The organism is Pseudomonas sp. Y3 TE3536 (assembly GCF_053629175.1).
Map to the genome: position 1 here is coordinate 1,499,541 of NZ_JBRJHU010000001.1, position 22,958 is coordinate 1,522,498.

Consider the following 22,958-nt stretch of genomic DNA (forward strand, 5'->3'; position numbering starts at 1 on the left):
ATCCCCCTGAATGCCCGTCTACACTCGACGTCAGACACTCTGATAGCGAGGCCGCTATGCCCCTGATGCCGGCCATTCTGTTGCTGCTCCTTATCCTGTGGACCACAACGGCCGGCGCCCTGACCCTGACAGACGAGGAAAAAGCCTGGCTGGCTGCCCACCCGCAGTTAAGCCTGGGCGTAGACGCCTCTTGGCCACCGTTCGAGTTTCGCGACCAGGAGGGCCGGTACCAGGGATTGGCCGCCGACTACATCGACACGATCCAGGAACGCCTGGGCGTGACGCTAAAACCGGTCGAGCCCAAGAGCTGGACCGAGGTATTGGCGCAGGCGCGCAATAACCAGCTCGACCTGCTACCCGGCATCATGTCGACTCCCGAGCGCCAGGGTTACCTGGCCTTTACGCGCCCCTACCTCGACTTCCCGATTGTCATCCTGGCCCACAAAGGCGGGGCGCAACCCCGCTCATTGAAGGACCTGTACGGCCTGAAGATCGCCGTGGTCGAGAACTACGCCCCGCACGAACTGCTGCGCACCCACCACCCCGACCTCAACCTGGTGGCCATGCCCAACGTCAGCTCGGCCCTGCAGGCACTGGCCACAGACGAAGTCGACGCCGTGGTCGGCGACCTCGCCTCGAGTATCTGGAGCCTTCGCCAGCTCAAGCTCGACGGCCTCTATGTCAGTGGCGAAACGCCCTACCGCTACCAACTGGCCATGGCCGCACCACGGGACAACAAAGTCCTGGTGGGCATTCTCGATAAAGTCATGGCCGACATGAGCAGCGCCGAGATCAACCGTATTCAACAGCGCTGGGTCGGTAACGTGGTGGACCAGCGCCTGTTCTGGTCCGACATGTTGGTGTATGGCCTGCCTGCGGTGCTGTTGCTGGTGGCGATTCTTGCCGTGGTGATCCGCATCAACCGCAGGCTCAGCTCGGAAATTTCCCGCCGCATCGCCCTCGAACAAGAGCTGCGAAGCAGCGAGTATCACTACCGCGGCCTGGTAGAGAGCTTGTCGGCCATCGCCTGGGAAGCCGACGCCAACGATTTCACCTACAACTATGTCTCGCCCCATGCCGAAGACCTGCTTGGCTACCCGTTGCATGACTGGCTCAAGCCCGGTTTCTGGCGCAGCATCCTGCACCCGGAGGACGCGCTCTGGGCCCAGGCTTATTGCGACAGTGAAACCGCAGCCGGCCGCGATCACAGCCTCGACTACCGGGTCATCCGCGCCGATGGCCAGCCCCTGTGGATTCGCAACATCGTCAGCATGATCGAGCATGGCCACCGGCCGGTGATGCGCGGGCTGATGATCGACATCAGCGAGACCAAGCGCACCGAAGACGCCCTGCGCCTGTCGGAGCAGAAGTTCGCCTCGGTGTTCCAGCAGTGCCCGGACATCCTGCTGATCGCCCGCCATAGCGACGGCTGCCTGCTGGAGGTCAACGAAGCCTTCGAAGAGCAGATCGGCCTCACCCCAGGTCAAGTGATCGGCCGCACCGCCACCGAGCTGAACCTGTGGGCCGTCGCCGGCACCGGGCCGCGGCTGCTCGAACGCCTGCACCAAGGCGGCATCCGCAACCTGGAAATGAGCTTCCGCCGCAGCAATGGCCAGTTGTTCACAGGCCTGACTTCGGCAGAAACATTCGAGCTCGATGGCACGCCGGCGCTAGTCGTGGCCGTGCGCGACATCAGCCAGCTCAAAGAAACCCAGGAGCAACTGCAAACCTCGGAAGAGAAGTTCGCCAAGGCATTCCACGCATCGCCCGACGGTCTGCTGCTGTCGCGCCAGAGCGACGGGCTGCTGATTGAGGTCAACGAAGGCTTCTGCCGCCTCACCGGCTACGACCTGAACCCGACCATCGACCAGACCTCCCTTGATCTGGGCATCTGGGTAGACCTCAACGAGCGCAAGCGGCTGGTCGACCAGCTCAAGCGTGATGGCTTCGTACGTGACTTCAGCTGCCACATCCGCCGCAGCGATGGGCAGATCCGCCTGTGCGAACTGTCCGCCCGGCCCCTGCCGATTGGCGGTGTCGACTGCATGCTGACCATTGCCCGCGACATCACCGAGCGCCACCTCATGCAGGAAAAACTGCAGCTGGCCGCCACCGTGTTCGAAAACACCGCCGAGGGCGTTCTGATCACCGACATCGACCAGCGCATCAGCGCGGTCAACCGCGCCTTCAGCGAAATTACCGGCTACGGCGAGATCGAGGCGCTCGGCCAAACCCCGCGCCTGCTTGCCTCAGGCCAGCACGACAGCGCCTTCTATGCCGCCATGTGGCACCAACTGACCGACGAGGGCCACTGGCAGGGCGAGATCTACAACAAACGCAAGAATGGCGAGCTGTACCCCAGTTGGCTGACCATCAGCGCGGTGCGCAACAGCGAGTACGAGATCACCCATTTCGTCGCCGTGTTCGCCGACATTTCCAGCCTCAAGCACGCCCAGGCCAAGCTGGATTACCAGGCTCACCACGACCCGCTCACCGGCCTGCCCAACCGTGCCCTGTTCGAGAACCGCCTGCAGGCCGTGCTCACCTGCGCCCAAGTCTCAAACCGCCAGGGCGCGGTGTTGTTCCTCGACCTCGACCGCTTCAAGCACATCAACGACAGCCTCGGCCACCCGGTCGGCGACCTGTTGCTCAAAGGCATCGCCCAGCGCCTGAAAGAACAGGTGCGCGACGTCGACACCGTGGCGCGCCTGGGCGGTGACGAGTTCATCATCCTATTGCCCGGCCTGCACAGGCCCAGCGACGCCAACAGCATCGCCGGCAAACTGCTGGCTTGCTTCAGCGCGCCCTTCCAGGCCGGCGAGCACGAGTTTTTCACCAGCGCCAGCATCGGTATCAGCCTTTATCCACAGGACGGCAGCGACGTCTCCACACTGATCCGCAATGCCGACGCCGCCATGTACCGCTCCAAAGCCAAAGGCCGCAACCGCGTAGAAGCCTACACCCGCGACCTCACCGCCCAGGCCAGCGAGCGCATCGCCCTCGAACATGAGCTGCGCCGCGCCGTCGAACGCAACGAAATGAGCCTGTGCTTCCAGCCCAAGCTCAGCCTCAAGACCCAGAGCCTGGTCGGCGCCGAAGCGCTGATCCGCTGGAGCCACCCGACCTTTGGCGAAGTGCCGCCAGAGCACTTCATTCACCTGGCGGAAGAGAACGGCACCATTCTGCAGCTCGGTGACTGGGTGCTTGAAAAGGCGTGCCAACAGATGCACATCTGGAAGATGCACTACGAAGACTTTGGCCCGCTGTCGATCAACCTGGCCGGCGCCCAACTGCGCCATCCCCACCTGGCACGGCGCATCGAACAGTTGCTAAAGACCTACCAGCTCAAGGCCGGCGACCTGCAGTTGGAGATCACCGAAAACTTCATCATGAGCCAGGCAGAAGAAGCCCTGGCCGTGCTGCACCAGTTGAAAAAACTGGGCGTGCAGCTGGCCATCGACGACTTCGGCACGGGTTATTCGTCCCTCAGCTACCTTAAACGCTTGCCGTTGGACATCCTTAAGATCGACAAGTCGTTCATCCGCGGCCTACCTGACGACCCCCACGACGCCGCCATCGCGAGGGCGATCATCGCACTGGGCCGCAGCATGCAGTTCACGATCATTGCCGAAGGTGTGGAGAACCAGGCCCAGCAGCGCTTCCTGGCAGCCGAGGGCTGTGAACAGATCCAAGGCTACATCGTCAGCCTGCCCCTACCCCCGGAGGAGTTCGCCGCGACGTTTCTTCGTATAGCACTATCCGATCTTTCGGATGGCACCCTTTCAAAACCCTCGTTATAATCCGGCCACTTACTGAGGGCCTATAGCTCAGTTGGTTAGAGCAGAGGACTCATAATCCTTTGGTCCACGGTTCGAGTCCGTGTGGGCCCACCAAATACGACAAAGCCGCGCAATCGCGCGGCTTTTTTGTGCTTGTTGTCCCGTCCTGATTAAGGACATGCCGCTTAGGCCCGCTTCTTGGATGCCTGGCCTGCATTCGCAAACCCGTTGGCGCCCTTGTTGAGTGACACCTTCCGGCGCCTAGAAGCCTCTTGAGCTTCCTCTTGCCTAGTACAAAGCGCATCCCAGCCCTTCATCGCTAAAGCGACCGTCCTCGGCACAGGTTTTTCGCCACTGCGATAGTAAGCCAGCATACGCCTGCTAAGGCCCAATTCCTGCGCGGCACGGTCCAACGTAAGCCCGTTTTTGGCCATCCAATTCCAAACCAGCTCATGCGAACAATCACCGCTTTGCTCCACTGCTCTGGCGCGGAGGTTGTCGGCAGCAAGCTCCAATTCGTCGTCATCGGCCCAAATGACGGTATCGCTCCACTCGCCAATTGCAGCGGTCGCAAAAACCTCGGGGTCAGATAGCCGGCGCAACGTTGGGTGTTTCGCGATGATAGCGTCCAGCCTCACTGGGTATTGCTTTCCATCGGCGAAGGTCAGCAGTAACTCGTTGGGGGCAGTGACAGCGAGCTCTGTCAGCCGGAAGTGTTTGTTGGTCATGGATTCAATCCATCCGAGCGGCAGCGATACCCCTTGGATGTCGCTGCCTCAAAAACCTCATTGTCCGCTCAGCAATGGCGATCATGACAACAGTTAATCGTTAGATTTTGTGATCACCCGAGGCTGCATCTCAACCTGCCGCGTATTGTAGAACGTGGTCCCCGCCGGAATGTCCCGCATCACCAGCGACATGGCACCAATCACCACGTCGTCGCCAATGCTGATCCGGTCCGCCACTATGCAGCTGTTGGCGCCCACGCTGACGTTATCGCCAATGCGCAACGCATACGCCTCCAGCCCTAGGGTCTTGATGCCGATCGAGCAATTCTGGCGGATGAAAAAGTTACGCCCGATGCTCACGTGGCGGGTAATCACCACGCCAGGCAGGTGGGCGATGCGCAGCCCGGGGGCGATCTGGGCGGCGATGTCGATGTCCACGGCGTACTTAAGATTGAGCCGTTGCTGCATACGCATGGCATGACGCTGGGCCAGGCCGCCTCGTGCGTCGAGGTACTGGGCCAGGCGGAAGGCAAAGAGAAAGCGCAGCTTGTTGTCCTTGCGGGCGCGGCGCAGCACGTTGAACAGCAGGCTGATGCGGCGGCCGGGCTTTTTCTTGTTGGAGACTTCCAGTCGCCAGCATTCGAGCAGGTTTGCGAAGTTCACGGCGTGGGTCCAGTACGGTCGGCCTGCCATGATGCCGAAAGAAAGCCAGTGACGCAGCCTTGCCCTGGTTGCCATTGGCTGGCTAGGCTAGCGGGCCCACTGTAGAGACTTGCCATGTCGGATGCCCGCCCCATTACGCTGGATGAAATCGACCGCCAGCTGATCGCCCTGCTGCAAATCAATGCCCGCGAAAGCGTTGCCACCCTCGCCCGCCTGCTGGGTATCGCGCGCACCACGGTCAACTCACGCCTGGAGCGGCTGGAGAAGAACAAGGTGATCTCAGGCTATGGTGTGCGCCTGGGCCAACACGTGATGGGCGGTGGCTTGCAGGCGTATGTCGGGATCAAGGTGCAGCCCCGTTCCGGCAAGGAGGTGGTGCGGCGTCTGAGTGCCATGGGGCAGGTGCAGCAACTGTGCGCGGTGAGTGGTGAGTTCGATTATGTGGCCTGGCTGCGGACCGATTCACCGGAGCAGCTGGACCAGTTGCTTGATCAGATCGGCAGTGTCGATGGGGTGGAGAAAACCACCACGTCGATCATTTTGAGCAGCAAGGTGGACCGGGGGCAGTTGCTGTGATGTGAGGGGCACGAGGTGCCTGGCTTGCGATTGGCGGCGCGCATGAGATCGAGCGCCGCCCGCGCGGCGCTTCGCAGCACAAGGCTGCTCCTACATCTGTTTCGGGCCAATTATTCCTGTGACATGGGCGCGCGGCACCTTTGCGCCCAACTCAATATCGAGTTGGACCAACAAGGCGGTCGCGCGCCTCTCTCATAGGCTTTACTGGCCGGAAACAGATGTAGGAGCAGCCTTGTGCTGCGAAGCGCCGCGCGGGCGGCGCTCGATCTCATAGGCGCTGCAAATCTCCAGACAAACCCTTAACCGTCACCATGGATCTCGTCAAAAACAACCAATCAATGCTCATTTCGACGACAAAACATACATTCAGACAACACTCTGCATCTTAATTACGACCCCCCCCACGCCCTAAAATGACCCCCAGGCATCTCCTATACTCAGGCTCCGCTCTCTGCGCAGCCCCTCTGGCAAGGTCACTTCATGAACAACAAGAACCGCCACCCCGCCGACGGCAAAAAGCCCATCACCATCTTCGGCCCGGACTTCCCCTTCGCCTTCGATGACTGGCTGGAACACCCGGCCGGCCTGGGCAGCATCCCGGCCGAGCGCCAGGGCGAGGAAGTGGCGATTGTCGGGGCCGGGATCGCTGGCCTGGTAGCGGCTTACGAGTTGATGAAGCTGGGCCTCAAGCCTGTCGTCTATGAAGCGTCGAAACTGGGTGGCCGGCTGCGCTCGCAAGCCTTCAACGGCACCGACGGGATCATCGCCGAATTAGGTGGCATGCGCTTTCCGGTCTCTTCGACGGCCTTCTACCACTATGTGGACAAGTTGGGCCTGGAGACCAAGCCATTCCCCAACCCGCTGACCCCCGCCTCTGGCAGCACGGTGATCGACCTGGAAGGCCAGACCTACTACGCCGAAAAGGCCGCGGACCTGCCCGACCTGTTCCACGAGGTGGCCGACGCCTGGGCCGACGCCCTGGAAAGCGGCGCGCAGTTTGCCGATATCCAGCAGGCGATCCGGGATCGTGATGTACCGCGCCTGAAAGCGCTGTGGAACACGCTGGTGCCCCTGTGGGACGACCGCACGTTCTACGACTTCGTCGCCACCTCGCGCTCGTTCGCCAAGCTGAGCTTCCAGCACCGGGAGGTGTTCGGCCAGGTCGGCTTCGGCACCGGAGGCTGGGACTCGGATTTCCCCAACTCGATGCTGGAAATCTTCCGCGTGGTGATGACCAATTGCGACGACCATCAACACTTGGTCGTGGGCGGCGTCGAGCAGGTGCCGCAAGGCATCTGGCGCCATGTGCCGGAACGCTGCGCCCATTGGCCGCAAGGCACCAGCCTCAGCTCGCTGCACGGCGGTGCGCCGCGCACTGGGGTCAAGCGCATTGCCCGCGCCGCCGATGGCCAGTTGGCGGTGACCGACAACTGGGGCGATACCCGCCATTACGCCGCCGTGCTTGCAACGTGCCAGACCTGGCTGCTGACCACGCAGATCGACTGCGAAGAGTCGCTGTTCTCGCAGAAGATGTGGATGGCCCTGGACCGTACCCGCTACATGCAATCGTCGAAAACCTTCGTGATGGTCGACCGCCCGTTCTGGAAGGACAAAGACCCGCAAACCGGCCGCGACCTGATGAGCATGACGCTCACTGACCGCCTCACCCGCGGGACCTACCTGTTCGACAACGGTGACGACAAGCCGGGGGTGATCTGCCTGTCCTACGCGTGGATGAGCGATGCCCTGAAGATGCTCCCGCACCCGGTGGAAAAACGCGTGCAACTGGCCCTCGACGCACTGAAGAAAATCTACCCGAAGACCGATATCGCCGGGCACATCATCGGCGACCCGATCACCATATCGTGGGAGGCCGACCCGCACTTCCTCGGTGCCTTCAAGGGCGCGCTGCCGGGCCATTACCGCTACAACCAGCGCATGTACGCGCACTTCATGCAGCAGGACATGCCCGCCGAACAGCGCGGCATGTTCATCGCCGGCGACGACGTGTCGTGGACGCCGGCGTGGGTGGAAGGCGCGGTGCAGACGTCGCTCAATGCCGTGTGGGGTATCATGAATCACTTCGGTGGCCAGACCCACCCGGACAACCCAGGCCCAGGCGATGTGTTCGATGAAATCGGCCCGATCGCCCTGGCCGACTGAGACAAGGAGGCGCCATGCGCATCGCTCTGTTCCAAGGCGCGCCCAACCCACTGGACGTGCCCGGCAATCTGCAACGGCTGCAGCACCAGGCGCAACGGGCGGCTGAACGCGGCGCCCAGCTGCTGGTGTGCCCGGAGATGTTCCTCACCGGCTACAACATCGGCCTGGCCCAGGTCGAGCGCCTGGCCGAGGCCAGTGATGGCCCCGCGGCCATGGACGTGGTGGAGATCGCCCAGGCGCATCGCATCGCCATCGTCTATGGCTACCCGGAGCGCGGCGATGATGGCGCGTTCTACAACAGCGTGCAGTTGATCGATGCCCACGGTCGCAGCCTGTGCAACTACCGTAAGACGCACCTGTTCGGTGAGCTGGACCGCTCGATGTTCAGCGCAGGCCCCGACCATTTCCCGGTTGTGGAACTGGAAGGCTGGAAGGTCGGCATGCTGATCTGCTACGACATCGAGTTTCCGGAGAACGCCCGGCGCCTGGCGCTGGACGGCGCCGAACTGATCCTGGTACCGACGGCGAACATGGCGCCTTACGATTTCATCTGCCAGGTGACGGTGCGAGCGCGGGCACAGGAGAACCAGTGTTACCTGGTGTATGCCAACTATTGTGGGGCCGAGGGCGACATCCAGTATTGCGGCCAGAGCAGCATCATCGGCCCGGATGGCAGCCTGCTGGCCTTGGCCGGGCGGGACGAGTGCCAGTTGCTGGCCGAGCTTGCGCGTGAGCAGGTGGTAGAAGGGCGCAAGGCGTTTCCTTACCTGACCGACTTGCGCCAGGAACTGCATGTGCGCGAGGGTTTGTAGGAGCGGCAAGGGTTACGACAGTGCGTTAGCATTAACGCCTACCTGGAGCCCCCATGCCTGACGCCACGCAGCACCTCACCCTCGCCAACGGCCTGCAGCTGACCCTGCGCCATGCCCCGCGCCTCAAGCGTGCGGCGGCCGCGTTGCGGGTGCAGGCAGGCAGCCACGATGCCCCGGCAAAATGGCCGGGTATGGCGCACTTTCTCGAACACCTGTTCTTCCTGGGCACAGCGCGCTTCCCGTTGGAAGACGGCCTGATGCGGTATGTGCAGGCCCTCGGTGGCCAGGTCAACGCCAGCACCCGTGAGCGCACCACCGACTTTTTCTTCGAAGTCCCCCCCGCGGCTTTGGCCGGCGGGCTGGAGCGCCTGTGCCAGATGCTGGCCGAACCCGACCTTGGCATCGAGCGCCAGCGCCGGGAGCGTGAGGTCATTCATGCCGAATTCATCGCCTGGTCGCGTAACCCGCAGGCTCAGCAGCAATTCGCCCTGCTGCAGTCGGTTTCGCCCCAGCATCCGCTGAGCAGTTTTCAGGCGGGCAATCGTTACACCCTCGCCCTGCAAGATCCTGCGTTTCAACGCGCCCTTGGCCTGTTTCACCAACGCTTCTACCAAGGTGGGCAGATCACACTGAGCCTGTGCGGCCCACAATCGCTGGAAGCACTGGAACGCCTGGGGCGGGAATTTGGCAGCCTGTTCCCGGCCGGTAGCCGTGCCGCGCAAGCATCGCCGCCGCCGCTGCGCAGGGCCGGGCAGCCACTGACGTTCGCCCACGATAGCCTGCCAGAAGGTGCCGAGCGCGCACTGGGGTTGCTGATCGACTTGCTCGACGACAGCCGACCAGGGGGATGGCTGAGTGCGCTTCGCCAGCGCGGTTGGCTGCAAGGCTTCAAAGCCGAAACGCTGTATGCGTTCGCCGGGCAGTTGCTTTGGCACATCGACCTGCAGCTCGGGGCTGATGCCTGCAAGGATGAGGCGATCGCATTGCTGCACAGCTGGTTCGGTTTTATCCGTCAGGCCAATCCGCAGCGGCTGAACGCCGCGTTCAGTCAATTGCAGCGCAGCCGTGAGTGGGCCGCCAGCCCGCTGGAGCTGGCACGACGGGACAGCTCAGGCCAGCCCTTCGCCGCACTCGACGAACAAGGCCTGAGTGCGCTGAAGGCACTGCTTGCCAGCCTTCCCAGCGGCGAGCATGGCCAGTGGCAGATACCCGCCGCAGACGCTCTGCTGACCGCCGCACCGCCCCCCGCGACCGCGCCGTTACCCAACGCACTGGCCATCAGCGACATGCTCCCGGCATCACGCCAATACGCCGCCCTTTATCTACGCTGGCACCTGCCCTCAAGCCTGCGCCATGGCGTGTTCCCGATCCTTTGCCAGGCGCTGCGCCCTTTGCAGGAGCGCGCCGAACGCGCCGGGCTGCACCTACAGTTCAGCGAAGCTGGCGAATATTGGCAGCTACAGTGCGCCGGCCAACCGTCGGCAGTGATGAACGCCGTCACCGAAGCCCTCGCGCTGCTGAACGCGCCCTCACCTGCCGATTGGCAGACCCCGCCGCCGCCGGCGCCCGCACTGATCCCGATCAGAGCCCTGCTCAAGCGACTGCCTGATGCCATGCATGCCCACAAGGCCGAACCGCTACCCGCGGGCTCGCTCGAACCGAGGCAGCTGGCGCAGGCGTGGGAACAGGCCCGCTGGCATGGCCTGGCACTGGGCTTTGAAGACACGGGCCCACTCGGCACCGTGCTGACCCACTGCCCCGGGCAAGGCGCCACGGCCACAGCGCCGCCCCAGTGGCAGGCCCGTCGATGGGTAGACGCTGCACTGGCCGGCAGCGAAAACGCGGTGTTGCTGTTCTGCCCAGTGCCCGCTGACCAGCAAGCCATCGGCCGCCTGCTCGCGCAGCTGTTGCAGGGGCCGGTGTATCAACGCCTACGGGTAGAGCTGCAACTGGGCTACGCGGTGTTCAGCGCCTTCCGTCAGATTGAAGGCTGCGCTGGCCTGCTGTTTGGCGTGCAATCGCCCCATGCCACCCCTGCTCAAATTCTCGCTCACCTGCAACCGGTCCTAAGCAAAGGCGTGGTGCTCGACAGCGCAGCACAGCAGGCGCTGGCCGAGCAGTTCGCCGAGCCTGCGATGGCCAATGCCGAGGTGGCCGAATGGGCGTGGCAGACACACCTGGCGACACGACCCGACAGGCTGAATGACCTACAGTGGTCTATCCTCATGGCTCGGCAAGCGGACCTTGATGCGCTACTTGGCAGTCTTCTGGCCCCTCATGCCCCTTGGCTCTGCCTGGCCAACAGCGCAGCGCCAGACCCATCCTGGCAATAGCAAAAACGAGGATTGTTACGTTAACTGCAAGGGCGCTTTTCGAAGAATTAACCTTTCGGTACAAATTTTTCTTGTAAGATAGCGCAATCTCAGTCAAGGGAACCTCCGGCGTACGGCGGTACCCAATAAGTAGCTGACCAACCCAACCCCGTTCGGAAGGAGTCATCCCATGTGGACCAAACCTGCATACACTGATCTGCGTATCGGCTTCGAAGTCACCATGTACTTCGCCAACCGCTAAGCCCTGCTTACGGTTCGACGCCTCGGCCCGCCGGGGCGTTTGTGTTTTTTGGAAACGGTTTTCCGGTAGAGAGTGGCCATGTACATCCAGATTCTCGGTTCTGCCGCCGGCGGCGGCTTCCCCCAGTGGAACTGCAACTGCGTCAACTGCAAGGGCTACCGCGACGGCAGCCTGCGGGCCACGGCGCGCACGCAATCGTCCATCGCGCTGTCCGACGATGGCGAGCACTGGGTTTTGTGCAATGCCTCGCCCGACATCCGCGCCCAACTGCAGGCCTTCGCGCCGATGCAGCCGGCCCGCGCCCTGCGCGATACCGGCATCAATGCCATCGTCCTGCTCGACAGCCAGATCGACCACACCACCGGCCTGCTCAGCCTGCGCGAAGGCTGCCCGCACCAGGTGTGGTGCACAGACATGGTCCACCAAGACCTGACCACCGGCTTTCCGCTGTTCAACATGCTCAGCCACTGGAACGGCGGCCTGCAATGGAACCGCATTGAGCTCGAAGGCAGCTTCGTTATCGACGCCTGCCCCAACCTCAGGTTCACGCCCTTCCCCCTGCGCAGCGCCGCGCCCCCCTATTCGCCGCACCGCTTCGACCCGCACCCGGGTGACAACCTGGGCTTGCTGGTCGAAGACACCCGCACCGGTGGCAAGCTGTTCTACGCCCCGGGCCTGGGCCAGGTCGACGACAAACTGCTGGCGATGATGCACGGCGCCGACTGCCTGCTGGTCGACGGCACCCTGTGGGAAGACGATGAAATGCAGCGCCGTGGTGTCGGCACCCGCACCGGTCGCGAGATGGGCCACCTGGCGCAAAACGGCCCCGGCGGTATGCTCGAGGTACTCGATGGTTTCCCGCGCCAGCGTAAGGTACTTATCCACATCAACAACACCAACCCAATTCTCGATGAAGACTCGCCAGAACGGGCCGAGGTCCAGCGTCGAGGCGTTGAAGTCGCCTTCGATGGCATGAGCATCGAGCTTTAAGGAGGCCTGATGAGCGACCCGTTGCCGATGTCCCCTGCCGAATTCGAGCAGGCCCTGCGCGCCAAAGGTGCCTACTACCATATTCATCACCCGTATCACGTGGCGATGTACCAGGGCCGCGCCAGCCGCGAGCAGATCCAGGGCTGGGTAGCCAACCGCTTCTACTACCAGGTCAACATCCCGATGAAGGATGCCGCGATCCTGGCCAACTGCCCGGACCGCGAAGTACGCCGTGAGTGGATCCAGCGCCTGCTCGACCATGACGGCGCGCCTGGCGAAGACGGCGGTATTGAGGCCTGGCTGCGCCTTGGCCAGGCCGTGGGCCTGGACCCTGATCAACTGCGCTCCCAGGAGCTGGTACTGCCCGGCGTGCGCTTTGCCGTCGACGCCTACGTCAACTTCGCCCGCCGCGCCAGTTGGCAAGAGGCGGCCAGCAGCTCGCTGACCGAGCTGTTCGCCCCGCAGATCCACCAGTCGCGCCTGGACAGCTGGCCACAGCACTATCCCTGGATCGACCCCGCCGGCTACGAGTACTTCCGCACGCGCCTGGGCCAGGCGCGGCGTGATGTCGAGCACGGCCTGGCAATCACCTTGCAGCACTACACCACCCGTGCGGGCCAGGAGCGTATGCTGGAGATCCTGCAGTTCAAGCTGGATATTCTTTGGAGCATGCTCGATGCCATGAGCATGGCCTACGAGCTGAACCGCCCGCCTTATCATTCGGTCACCCAGGAACGGGTCTGGCACAAGGGGATCGCCCTATGAGTTTCGATCGCAAGCAAGTGCCCAACTGGCGCCCTGGCTACCGCTTCCAGTACGAGCCGGCACAGAAAGGCCATGTGTTGCTGTACCCCGAGGGCATGATCAAGCTCAACGAAAGCGCTGCGCTGATCGGTGGCCTGATCGATGGCCAGCGCGACGTCGCGGCAATCATTGCCGAACTTGCACGGCAGTTCCCCGATGTGCCGGAAGTTGCCGACGACATCGAGCAGTTCATGGAGGTGGCCCGTGGCGAACACTGGATCGTCCTCGCCTGAGTTGCCGGCCACGCCCGAGGTCGGCTTGCCGCTGTGGCTGCTGGCCGAGCTCACCTACCGTTGCCCGCTGCAATGCCCGTACTGCTCCAACCCGCTGGACTTCGCCGCCCAAGGCCAGGAATTAAGCACCGCGCAGTGGTTCAAGGTGATGGCCGAAGCGCGAGAAATGGGCGCCGCGCAGATTGGTTTCTCCGGCGGCGAACCGCTGGTGCGCCAGGACCTCGCCGAGCTGATCGGTGAGGCCCGTCGGCTGGGCTACTACACCAACCTGATCACCTCCGGCATCGGCCTGACCGAAGCCCGCATCGCCGAATTCAAAAAAGCCGGCCTGGACCATATCCAGATCAGCTTCCAGGCCAGCGACGAGCAGGTGAACAACCTGCTGGCCGGCTCGAAAAAGGCCTTCGCGCAGAAGCTGGAGATGGCCCGTGCCGTGAAGGCACACGGCTACCCGATGGTGCTCAACTTCGTTACCCATCGGCACAACATCGACAAGATCGACCGCATCATCGAGCTGTGCATCGCCCTCGAAGCCGACTTCGTCGAGCTCGCCACCTGCCAGTTCTATGGCTGGGCGCACCTCAACCGCCTGGGCCTGCTGCCGACCCGCGCGCAATTGGAGCGCGCCGAGCGCATCACCAACCAATACCGTGACAAGCTCAAGGCCGAGGGCAACCCCTGCAAGCTGATCTTCGTCACCCCGGACTATTACGAAGAGCGCCCCAAGGCCTGCATGAATGGCTGGGGCAGCCTGTTCCTGACCATCACCCCGGACGGCACCGCCCTGCCCTGCCACGGCGCCCGCCAACTGCCGGTGCAGTTCCCCAACGTGCGTGACCACGACCTGCGGCATATCTGGTACGACTCGTTCGGTTTCAACCGTTACCGCGGTTACCAATGGATGCCTGAGCCCTGCCGCTCCTGCGATGAGAAGGAAAAGGACTTCGGCGGTTGCCGTTGCCAGGCCTTCATGCTCACCGGCGATGCCAGTAACGCCGACCCGGTGTGCGCAAAATCGGCTGATCACGGCATCATCCTCAAGGCCCGCGAGGAGGCAGAAACCGCCCAACTCGCGATTGAAGAGATGACCTTCCGCAATGAACGAAACTCCCGTGTCATCGCTCGCGGCTGAATTCAGCGCAGCCCAGGCCGTTGCTGCAGGCACCGACTTCGCCGAGCTCAAGGTCAGCCCGGCCGGGCTGTTCTGGAACGAATTTCGCCCGGCCGATGGTGCCTGCCGAATCTGGCACTGGCACCAGTACCAAGCCCAGTGCCTGACACCGGATGGCTTCAGTGTGCGCAGCCGGGTGTACGAATACGGCGGCGGCAGTTTCTGCGTCGGCGGTGACGGGCTGGTCTTCGTCAACGAAACGGATCAACAGGTGTATACCCAAGGGCTGGACGGCGAAGTGCCGCGCCCGCTGACCCAGGCTGACGACTGCCGCTACGGCGATGTGCACTGGCATGACGGCCAGGTGCTGGCAGTCGAGGAGCACCATGGGCCAACCGTGGAGCATCGCCTGGTTGCCCTGCGCGAAGGCGCCCGCGAGGTGCTGGCTGAAGGTGCCGACTTCTACGCGTCACCCACCTTGAGCGGCGACGGGCAGCGCTTGGCCTGGGTCGAATGGGACCGCCCGGCGCAACCCTGGACACAGACGCGCTTGCTGCTGCGCGAGCGTGACAGCAGCGGCGCCTGGGGGCCTGCGCGTTGCGTGGCGGGCTTGGACGAATCCCTGCAACAACCGCGTTTCGATGCACAAGGCCGCTTGTATTGCCTGTCGGACCGCAATGGCTTCTGGCAGCCCTGGGGGGAGATCGCCGGGCACTGGCAGGCCCTGCCCGCCGAGCCCGCCGACCATGCCGGCGCGCCCTGGCAACTGGGCACCAGCACCTGGCTCGCCCTGGGGCCGCATCGCTATGTAGCCAGTTGGTTCGAGGATGGCTTTGCGCAACTAGGGCTGATAACCGCAAACCAGCAAGTGGAGCGTTTTGCCAGCGCCTACACCCGCTTTCGCAGCCTGGCGATGGATGCCGGGCAGCTCTATGCCATCGCCGCCTCGCCCGTCAGCCCACCCGCCGTCATTGCCATCGACCTGAGCAATCATGAGGTGCGGGTACTGGCCGGTGGTGCCGAGGTGCTGCCCGCCGAATGCATCAGCAAGCCGCAGGCCATGCGCTACGCCAGCGGCAACGGTATCGCCCATGGTTTCTTCTACCCGGCCATGAACGCCAAAGCGCCCGCGCCCTTGGTGGTGTTTATTCATGGCGGGCCGACCTCGGCGTGCTACCCAGCGCTCGACCCACGCATCCAGTATTGGACCCAGCGCGGCTTCGCCGTCGCCGACCTCAATTACCGCGGCAGCACGGGTTATGGCCGGGCCTATCGCCAGGCGCTGCACCTGCGCTGGGGCGAGAGCGATGTCGAGGATGCCTGCGCGGCGGTTGCGCACTTGGCGGGGCTGGGGCTGATCGACCCGAGCAAGGCCTTCATTCGCGGCGGCAGCGCGGGCGGCTACACCACGCTATGTGCTTTGGCCTTCCATGAAGTGTTCCGGGCCGGTGCCAGCCTGTATGGCGTCAGTGACCCTGTCGCACTGGGCCGCGCCACGCACAAGTTCGAAGGGGACTACCTGGACTGGTTGATCGGCGACCCGCTGCAGGACGCCGAACGTTATCGCGCACGCACGCCCCTGCTGCATGCAGCGCAGATCAAAGTGCCGGTGATTTTCTTCCAGGGTGAGCTGGATGCGGTGGTGGTGCCGGAGCAGACGCGCCTGATGCTGGACGCCCTGAAGGCAAATGGCATTGCAGCCGAGGGGCACTTCTATGCGGGAGAGCGGCACGGGTTCCGTAATGCACAGAACCTGGCGCATGCGTTGGAAGAGGAATGGGCGTTTTATTGCCGGGTGTTGGGCCAGTAAAGCCAAGGGGGCCGCACTGCGGCCCCGCGTTTCTTAGCGCTTGGCGATGATATACACCGCGTGCACGATCCCCGGAATGTACCCACACAGCGTCAGCAGAATATTCAGCCAGAACGCCCCGGCAAAGCCCACCTGCAGAAATACCCCAAGCGGCGGCAGCAAGATGGCGATGATGATGCGAATGAAGTCCATGCACGTCTCTCCTGAAGGGTTACAACAGAGACTAGCCGCGCGTCGTAGAGGTTCCACGTTGGGCGCCAGGTAAAAAGGTAAAGATAGGGTGAAGGCTGCCAAGTGCTTGTCTTGGTTTTTGAGGTGGTGCGCAAATCGAGCGCCGCCCGCGCGGCTCTTCGCAGCACAAGGCTGCTCCTACATCTGTTTCGGGCCAGTTACGCCTGTACCTACGCGCGCGACCGCCTTGTTTGTTCCGCACGATATCGAGGTGGACGCCAAAGGGCCGCGCGCCTCTGCCTCAGGACTCATTGGCCGGAAACAGATGAGCAGCCTTGTGCTGCGAAGCGCCGCGCGGGCGGCGCTCGATCTTCCAGGCGCAGAAGATCCAGCGACAAGCACCCCAAAAAAAACGCCCCGGGCCAAATGAAACAGGCCAGGGGCGATGCGCAGGAACGCCAGACGGTTCGTTGAATTCAGTTACGCCGGCATTTCGCGGCGGGCTTGCTGCTGTGCATGCAGGCGGGCAAAGGCGCGGGCCAGGCGCAGGAGCATTTCGTCGATGTTGCCCTTGCTCACGGTCAACGCTGGCGAGAAACGCACCACATCCGCCTGCGGTGCATTGAGCAGCAGGCCTTCATGCAGGGCGGCCGTTACCAGGTTCTGGGCGACGCCTTCGTGCAGTTGCAGGGCCCACAGCAGCCCCTGGCCACGCACCTCGCCCTGGCCATAACGGCCAGCCAGGCGGCTCAGGCCTTCGCGCAGGTGGCGGCCGCTGTCATGCACATGCTCGAAAAAGCCAGGCTCCAGCACGCTGTCCAGCACTGCCAGGCCTGCGGCGCTCATCAGCGCGTTGCCATGGTGGCTGCCTTCCAGCTCACCCGGCTCGGCGCAGCAAGCGGTGCCGCGTGCCAGCAAGGCGGCCAGCGGTACCCCACCGCCCAAGCCCTTGCCCAGGGTGATGATGTCGGCACGTACCCCGTAAGTCTGCTCGGCGAGCAGCGCACCACACCGGCCGATACCGGTCTGGACTTCATCCAGAATCAGCAGGATGCCCAGCTCGCGGCACAGCGTTTCGACGCCTTTGAGGTACGCCTGTGTGGCGGGAATAACGCCCGCCTCGCCCTGGATCGGCTCAAGCATGATCGCCACGGTGCGCGAGTTCACTTCCGCATGCAGTGCCGCCAGGTCATTGAAAGGCACCTTGCTGAAGCCCGGCAGCCCAGGCTCGCAGCGATTGCACGGCAGCGGGTCGGAAGCCGACAGCGCGCCCAGGCTGCGGCCGTGGCAAGCCTGGCTGGCGGTGATGATGTGATAGGCGCCATTGCGGTGCAGTTGGCCCCATTTGCGCGCCAGCTTGATCGCCCCTTCGCACGCTTCGGCGCCGCTGTTCAGCAGGTAGGCCTGGTCGCTGCCGGTGCTCTGGCACAGGCGGTTCACCAGCGCCAGCCGGCCGCGGCTGTGAAACCCCGAACCCGGGTTGATCAGCGCCTGGGCCTGATTGCCCAGCGCCTTGACCAGTACGCTGGGGCTGTGGCCGAGGCTGTTCACCGCACCGCCCTGGGTGAAGTCGAGGAAGGCATGCCCTTCGCTGTCCCACAACCACGAGCCCTGGCCGCGCACGAAAACCTGCGGGGCACGTTCGGTACTCGGCATCAGGCGCTCACGGGACAACTGCGGCGCATCCGCCACGGTCACCGGCGCACGCTCGGGCTCAGCGACGGCGGCGGCAGCCGAGCGACGCAGGTTGAACAGGTTCATCAGGGCTCCAACCAATCACGGTAAAGGGCGGCCAATGTGCGGTCTTGATGCCGGCACTTGATATTCAGCCTTGCCTATCAAAAGTGTTTTTCATCCGGGGTAACAATCCGGCTCGATGACCGCTGTAACCCATTGGAATACGGCGATAGACTAGGCGCCACGACGGGTTTCGACCATTTCGTTTTTCCAGCATTTTCGATAAGTGTTACTTATGGATTTCCGCCAACTGCGTTATTTCGTCGCGGTGTACGAAGAAGGCCATGTCGGCCGCGCCGCCGAGCGCCTGTCTTTGTCCCAACCCGCGCTTTCTCAGCAAATCCGCCAACTCGAGCACAGCCTCGACCTGAGCTTGTTCGAGCGCAGCAACAAGCGCCTGCTGCCGACCTTGGCCGCCCACACGCTGTACAACCATGCCCTGCCGCTGCTCGATGGCCTGCAACGGGCCCAGGAGGCCATGCGCAACTTCAAGGGCCAGTCTTTGCGTACCCTGGCCATCGGCGTGCTGCAGACCGTGCGACCCAGCCTGGTGCCGCAGTTGCTCGAACGCTTGCGCAAGGCCCAGCCGCACCTTGTGGTGCAAATCTACGAGCTGTCGGGGCTGGAAATCGAACGGCGCCTGCTCAATGGCAGCCTGGACATCGGCATCAGTTACCTGCCACCGCGCCAACCCGGGCTGCATGGCCTGTTGCTGTACGAAGATGAACTGCAGTTGGTCATCCCCGACACCCATCCCTTGAAGGACTTCAAGAAGGTGTCGATCCGCCAGGCCGCTGAACTGCCCATGCTGATGTTGGGCGAAGAGTTTCAGATTCGACAGATCTGGCAGGCGCAACTGGCCAGCCAGGGCCGTCGGCCGCAGGTGCAGGCAGAGATGAACAACATGGCGGGGATTCTCGACAGCCTGGCCCATACGGCGCTGGCTACCATCTTGCCGGGGCGGGCCAAGGACGCGGCCGAGGATGACCAGGGGCTGCTGTGGAAGCCATTGAGCGAGCCGCGGGTGCCGCTCAAGGTCGGGCTGGTGTTCCGCGATGCGCAGCGCCAGCAAGCCTCGGTGGAGCTGCTGCGTACCTTACTGGAAGAAGAGACAGACGCGCGCCAGCTGGGGGGCTCGCCTTTGGATGTGCTGGGCTGACAAAAAAACGCGCACAAAGAAAACCCCGCCGAAGCGGGGTTTTCCAGACTGTTTCCCTGTGACATCCGTATCGCCCCGCCATCCTGGCAGGTGGTCCTTCGTCGTCTTCCTTGATCTGTCCTTTGCGCTTCCTGCGCAACGTCCATGTGGTAAAGATTACCTGTGGATCCAATCTGAGAACAGTGGTGAAAAGTCACCACGTCGTGTAGGAAAAAGCTTACAAAGGGGATTCATTCCCAGACATGCCAATACTGGGGGCCGCTTTGCGGCCCCACAATCTATCAAAACTGCTCAGCGTCCAGCAGGTACAGCGACTCGCTCCCCGCCTTCACCGACGCCACCAGCGAATCCACCCGTGGCAGCAACCGTGCAAAGTAGAACCGCGCCGTACCCAGCTTGCCCGAATAGAACGCCTCATCCCCCTCACCCGCCTGCGCCGCACGCGCCATCAGCGCCCACATGTAGCCATAGGCCACATAACCAAACGCATGCAGGTACTCGACCGAGGCCGCGCCAATTTCATTCGGGTTGCCCTTGGCTTGCTCCAGTACCCACTCGGTCAGCCCGTCCAGCTGGTCGAGGTACGCGCCCAGCGGCTTGGCGAACTCGTCCAGCGCGCTGTCGGCACCCGCGATGAAGCGGCGGATCTCGTCCGAGAAGAGCTTGTAGTACGCGCCGCCACTGGCAACCACCTTGCGCCCCATCAGGTCGAGGGCCTGGATGCCGTTGGTGCCTTCGTAGATCTGCGTAATCCGCACATCACGCACCAGTTGCTCCTGGCCCCACTCACGAATGTAGCCATGCCCGCCAAACACCTGCTGGCCGTGCACCGTGCACTCCAGGCCCAGGTCGGTCAGGAAGGCCTTGGCCACCGGCGTCAACAAGGCCACCAGCTCTTCACTGCGCTTGCGCGTGGTGGCGTCTTCGCTGTACTTGGCACTGTCGAGTTGCAGCGCCACGTAGCTCGAGAAGGCGCGCCCGCCTTCGATCAAGGCTTTCATGGTCAGCAGCATGCGCCGCACATCAGGGTGCACGATGATCGGGTCGGCAACCTTGTCCTTGGCATGAGGGCCGGTCGGGGCACGGCTCTGCAGCCGGTCACGGGCGTATTCCACGGCATTTTGGTAGGAACGTTCAGCCGATGCCAGGCCCTGAATGCCGACGCCCAGGCGCTCGTAGTTCATCATGGTAAACATGGCCGCCAAGCCCTTGTTGGGCTCACCGACCAGGTAACCGACCGCTTCGTCGAAGTTCATCACACAAGTGGCGGAGGCTTGAATACCCATCTTGTGTTCGATCGAGCCGCAAGTGGCCGGGTTGCGCGCGCCCAGGCTGCCGTCTTCGTTAACCAGGAACTTGGGCACCAGGAACAACGAAATGCCTTTCGGCCCGGCGGGCGCGTCCGGCAGTTTGGCCAGCACCAGGTGGATGATGTTCTCGGTCAGGTCGTGCTCACCACCGGTGATGAAGATCTTGGTGCCACTGACCTTGTAGCTGCCGTCGGCCTGGGGTTCGGCCTTGGTGCGGATGATGCCCAGGTCGGTGCCGGCATGGGGCTCGGTCAGGCACATGGAGCCAGCCCAGACCCCGGCGTACATGTTGGGCAGGTACTGTTGCTTGAGCGCTTCACTGGCGTGGGCATTGATCGACAGGCAGGCACCGGCAGTCAGCATCGGGTACAGGCCGAAGGCCAGGCTCGACGCGTTGACCATTTCCTCGACCTGGGCCGAGATAACCTTGGGCATGCCCATGCCGCCGAACAAGGGATCGCCACCAACGCCCACCCAGCCACCTTCGGCGTAGGTGTTGTAGGCCTCAATGAAGCCGGCCGGCGTGCTGACCGCGCCGTTGTCCCAGTGGCAGCCCTCTTCGTCGGCGGCGCGGCTGAGTGGGGCGATGGTCCTGGCCGTCACCTTGCCGGCCTCTTCCAGCACAGCGAGGGCGGTCTCGGCATCCACCACTTCGGCCAGCGCGGGCAACTGCGCCCATTGCTCGGTCACGTTGAAGACTTCATTCAAAACGAAGCGCATGTCGCGCAGGGGCGCTTTATAGTCGGCCATGACAACCTCTCACTAGTAGGGTCGGGGCGGTCTCGGGGAACCGCGACACTGGGTTGCAGGCAGTGTAACCGAACAACTTTTACGAGACATAGGGTCATCAGCTGACCGTATAGTCTTATTTGGTCACGCCATGCGGACCGCCCCACGCTGCGATTGTTGCCCATGTACCATGACACAATTGCGCCCGGCCTCTTTGGCGCTGTACAGCGCCTGGTCGGCCGACTTGAGCACCGCCTCCGGGTTGCGATGATCGGCCTGGCGCTCGGCCACACCGATGCTGATGGTCACCGACACCGTACCCGCGCCGCTGCCTGCACGGCGCTGGCGCCCAGCCGAGTCGTCCTGCGGTCGGCTGTTCTGGTCGCGCAGCTGCATCGCATAGTTAGCAATCACCCCGCGCACAGCTTCCACATGCGGCACGCATTCTTCAGCCGTCTTGCCCGCAAAGACCAGGGCGAACTCCTCGCCACCATAACGGTAGGCGCGGCCGCCACCGGTGACCTTGGACAACCGACTGGCAACCAGGCGCAACACTTGGTCGCCGACATCGTGGCCGTGGGTATCGTTGAATTTCTTGAAGTGGTCGACGTCGGTCATGGCGATCACATAGTTGCGCCCCAGCCGCTGCATGCGCTCGTTCAAAGCACGGCGCCCCGGCAGGCCAGTCAGCTCGTCGCGGAAGGCCATCTGATAGGCCTCGTGCGCCACGGCCGCGGCAATCATCAACATCACCTGGCTGCACATGATGTTCAGGGTAAACGGCAGGATGAACGTCTGCGGCAGCATCCAGAACAGGCCGATCAGGCCAATGACCTGCGCCGCATGCAACGGCCTGGGCGCACGCAGGTACTGCACCACCAGCAGGATGAACACGCCGAGGAACAGCGGGTAGACCATCTGGATCAAGCTCATCCACTGGCCATGCAAGGCCGGCCAGCGGATCTCTGCCAGCCAGGCCAGCAGCGCGTCGGGGTAGCTTTGCTCCAGTGCCACCGCAACGCTCGCAACAGCGAACAACACGGCGAAGCGGGCGACCAGGTCCTGCAGCAGGTGGGTGCGCTCCTGCCAGGCGCCATACAGCCCGAACAGGGCCGGCAGCAGCAGGCACACCAAGTGGAAGATGACCGCGGCGTCCGCACGCACGTGGCCGTTGTCGCGGTAGAAGTCGGTCTGGGTGTCGAGCAGGAAGTAGGCGATGTACACCGTCACCATCAGAAACAGCTCACGCTGGCGTCGGTAAACAGCACAGTAAGCACCGCCCAATAGCAGGACCAAGGTGGGCAAGACATTGAACAGCGATGTGAAAAAGACACTGAGGTCTCTTACGTAAGCCGCCGCAAGGCCTGCCAGCAAGAGAAACAGCGAAGGCAGGAAGTGGGTTACGCGTACAGCATCAAGACGAAACAAGGGTAATCTCCAACCCGGCAGATCAATAGTGGCATTGTGCCCTTATTTCATCGGCAGCGCGCGTGAACAGTTGAATACAGATCTGATGCCGCCCCTCTGTAGGAGCAGCCTTGTGCTGCGAAGAGGCCGGTATGACAAACGATTTTCTGTGGCCGTTATGGCCTCTTCGCAGCACAAGGCT

At 63.1% G+C, this 22,958-nt stretch carries 18 protein-coding genes and 1 tRNA gene; 13 read left to right on the forward strand and 6 right to left on the reverse strand.

Going from position 1 to position 22,958, the window contains the following annotated elements:
* Nucleotides 1-56 precede the first annotated feature (56 nt).
* The gene (locus AB7M33_RS06900; protein WP_099428170.1) at nucleotides 57-3,800 is read left to right on the forward strand and encodes a bifunctional diguanylate cyclase/phosphodiesterase; all 3,744 of its coding nucleotides are present in this window, start codon (nucleotides 57-59) and stop codon (nucleotides 3,798-3,800) included.
* Between the two features lie 16 nt (nucleotides 3,801-3,816).
* Nucleotides 3,817-3,893, forward strand: a tRNA-Ile gene (locus AB7M33_RS06905).
* 71 nt (nucleotides 3,894-3,964) lie between these two features.
* Here the strand turns inward: AB7M33_RS06905 and AB7M33_RS06910 are convergent.
* Nucleotides 3,965-4,507 (reverse strand): DUF2442 domain-containing protein, encoded by a 543-nt coding sequence (locus AB7M33_RS06910; protein WP_265968352.1) that lies wholly within the window; start codon nucleotides 4,505-4,507, stop codon nucleotides 3,965-3,967.
* A gap of 93 nt (nucleotides 4,508-4,600) precedes the next feature.
* Nucleotides 4,601-5,170 carry a serine acetyltransferase gene (locus AB7M33_RS06915; RefSeq protein ID WP_454242611.1) on the reverse strand — a complete coding sequence of 190 codons (570 nt, stop codon included), beginning with the start codon at nucleotides 5,168-5,170 and terminating at the stop codon, nucleotides 4,601-4,603.
* A 114-nt stretch (nucleotides 5,171-5,284) separates the two neighbouring features.
* Here AB7M33_RS06915 and AB7M33_RS06920 point away from each other — a divergent pair, with 114 nt between their 5' ends.
* From AB7M33_RS06920 to AB7M33_RS06965, 10 genes are all read left to right on the forward strand, one after another.
* On the forward strand, nucleotides 5,285-5,746 hold the full coding sequence (locus AB7M33_RS06920) for an Lrp/AsnC family transcriptional regulator (RefSeq protein ID WP_027594369.1): 462 nt from the start codon (nucleotides 5,285-5,287) through the stop codon (nucleotides 5,744-5,746).
* Nucleotides 5,747-6,226: 480 nt separating this feature from the next.
* Nucleotides 6,227-7,909 (forward strand): flavin monoamine oxidase family protein, encoded by a 1,683-nt coding sequence (locus tag AB7M33_RS06925; protein WP_027594366.1) that lies wholly within the window; start codon nucleotides 6,227-6,229, stop codon nucleotides 7,907-7,909.
* Between the two features lie 14 nt (nucleotides 7,910-7,923).
* On the forward strand, nucleotides 7,924-8,721 hold the full coding sequence (locus tag AB7M33_RS06930; protein WP_454242612.1) for a carbon-nitrogen hydrolase family protein: 798 nt from the start codon (nucleotides 7,924-7,926) through the stop codon (nucleotides 8,719-8,721).
* Between the two features lie 53 nt (nucleotides 8,722-8,774).
* Nucleotides 8,775-11,054 (forward strand): pyrroloquinoline quinone biosynthesis protein PqqF, encoded by a 2,280-nt coding sequence (pqqF, locus tag AB7M33_RS06935; RefSeq protein WP_454242613.1) that lies wholly within the window; start codon nucleotides 8,775-8,777, stop codon nucleotides 11,052-11,054.
* Between the two features lie 169 nt (nucleotides 11,055-11,223).
* A complete protein-coding gene (gene pqqA / locus AB7M33_RS06940) occupies nucleotides 11,224-11,295 on the forward strand; it encodes a pyrroloquinoline quinone precursor peptide PqqA (protein ID WP_003243383.1) in 72 nt (23 codons plus the stop codon).
* A gap of 78 nt (nucleotides 11,296-11,373) precedes the next feature.
* Nucleotides 11,374-12,285, forward strand: coding sequence for a pyrroloquinoline quinone biosynthesis protein PqqB (gene pqqB, locus AB7M33_RS06945; RefSeq protein WP_099428159.1), 912 nt, complete (start codon nucleotides 11,374-11,376; stop codon nucleotides 12,283-12,285).
* Between the two features lie 9 nt (nucleotides 12,286-12,294).
* Nucleotides 12,295-13,050 carry a pyrroloquinoline-quinone synthase PqqC gene (gene pqqC, locus AB7M33_RS06950; RefSeq protein WP_027594362.1) on the forward strand — a complete coding sequence of 252 codons (756 nt, stop codon included), beginning with the start codon at nucleotides 12,295-12,297 and terminating at the stop codon, nucleotides 13,048-13,050.
* Entirely contained in the window at nucleotides 13,047-13,322 is a 276-nt protein-coding gene (gene pqqD, locus AB7M33_RS06955) for a pyrroloquinoline quinone biosynthesis peptide chaperone PqqD (protein ID WP_027594361.1), read from the forward strand. Before pqqC ends, pqqD begins: the two co-directional genes overlap by 4 nt.
* Nucleotides 13,294-14,454, forward strand: a complete 1,161-nt coding sequence (pqqE, locus tag AB7M33_RS06960) for a pyrroloquinoline quinone biosynthesis protein PqqE (protein WP_099452708.1) — start codon at nucleotides 13,294-13,296, stop codon at nucleotides 14,452-14,454. The genes pqqD and pqqE overlap by 29 nt, the downstream gene beginning before the upstream one ends.
* Nucleotides 14,420-16,243: a S9 family peptidase gene (locus tag AB7M33_RS06965; protein ID WP_454242614.1), complete on the forward strand. Its 1,824-nt coding sequence runs from the start codon at nucleotides 14,420-14,422 to the stop codon at nucleotides 16,241-16,243. The genes pqqE and AB7M33_RS06965 overlap by 35 nt, the downstream gene beginning before the upstream one ends.
* 33 nt (nucleotides 16,244-16,276) lie before the next feature.
* On the opposite strand, the gene AB7M33_RS06970 is transcribed toward AB7M33_RS06965, so the two are convergent.
* Together AB7M33_RS06970 and AB7M33_RS06975 are read right to left on the reverse strand one after the other, a co-directional pair.
* Complete coding sequence (locus AB7M33_RS06970; protein ID WP_007904205.1) at nucleotides 16,277-16,435, reverse strand: YqaE/Pmp3 family membrane protein; 159 nt, start codon at nucleotides 16,433-16,435, stop codon at nucleotides 16,277-16,279.
* A 459-nt stretch (nucleotides 16,436-16,894) separates the two neighbouring features.
* A complete protein-coding gene (locus AB7M33_RS06975) occupies nucleotides 16,895-18,175 on the reverse strand; it encodes an aspartate aminotransferase family protein (protein WP_454242615.1) in 1,281 nt (426 codons plus the stop codon).
* A 211-nt stretch (nucleotides 18,176-18,386) separates the two neighbouring features.
* Here AB7M33_RS06975 and AB7M33_RS06980 point away from each other — a divergent pair, with 211 nt between their 5' ends.
* Nucleotides 18,387-19,310, forward strand: coding sequence for a LysR family transcriptional regulator (locus tag AB7M33_RS06980; protein ID WP_085274061.1), 924 nt, complete (start codon nucleotides 18,387-18,389; stop codon nucleotides 19,308-19,310).
* 281 nt (nucleotides 19,311-19,591) lie between these two features.
* Here AB7M33_RS06980 and AB7M33_RS06985 read toward each other — a convergent pair whose 3' ends face one another.
* Complete coding sequence (locus AB7M33_RS06985) at nucleotides 19,592-21,370, reverse strand: acyl-CoA dehydrogenase C-terminal domain-containing protein (RefSeq protein WP_085274060.1); 1,779 nt, start codon at nucleotides 21,368-21,370, stop codon at nucleotides 19,592-19,594.
* 123 nt (nucleotides 21,371-21,493) lie between these two features.
* On the reverse strand, nucleotides 21,494-22,777 hold the full coding sequence (locus AB7M33_RS06990) for a GGDEF domain-containing protein (protein WP_265968338.1): 1,284 nt from the start codon (nucleotides 22,775-22,777) through the stop codon (nucleotides 21,494-21,496).
* Nucleotides 22,778-22,958 lie beyond the last annotated feature (181 nt).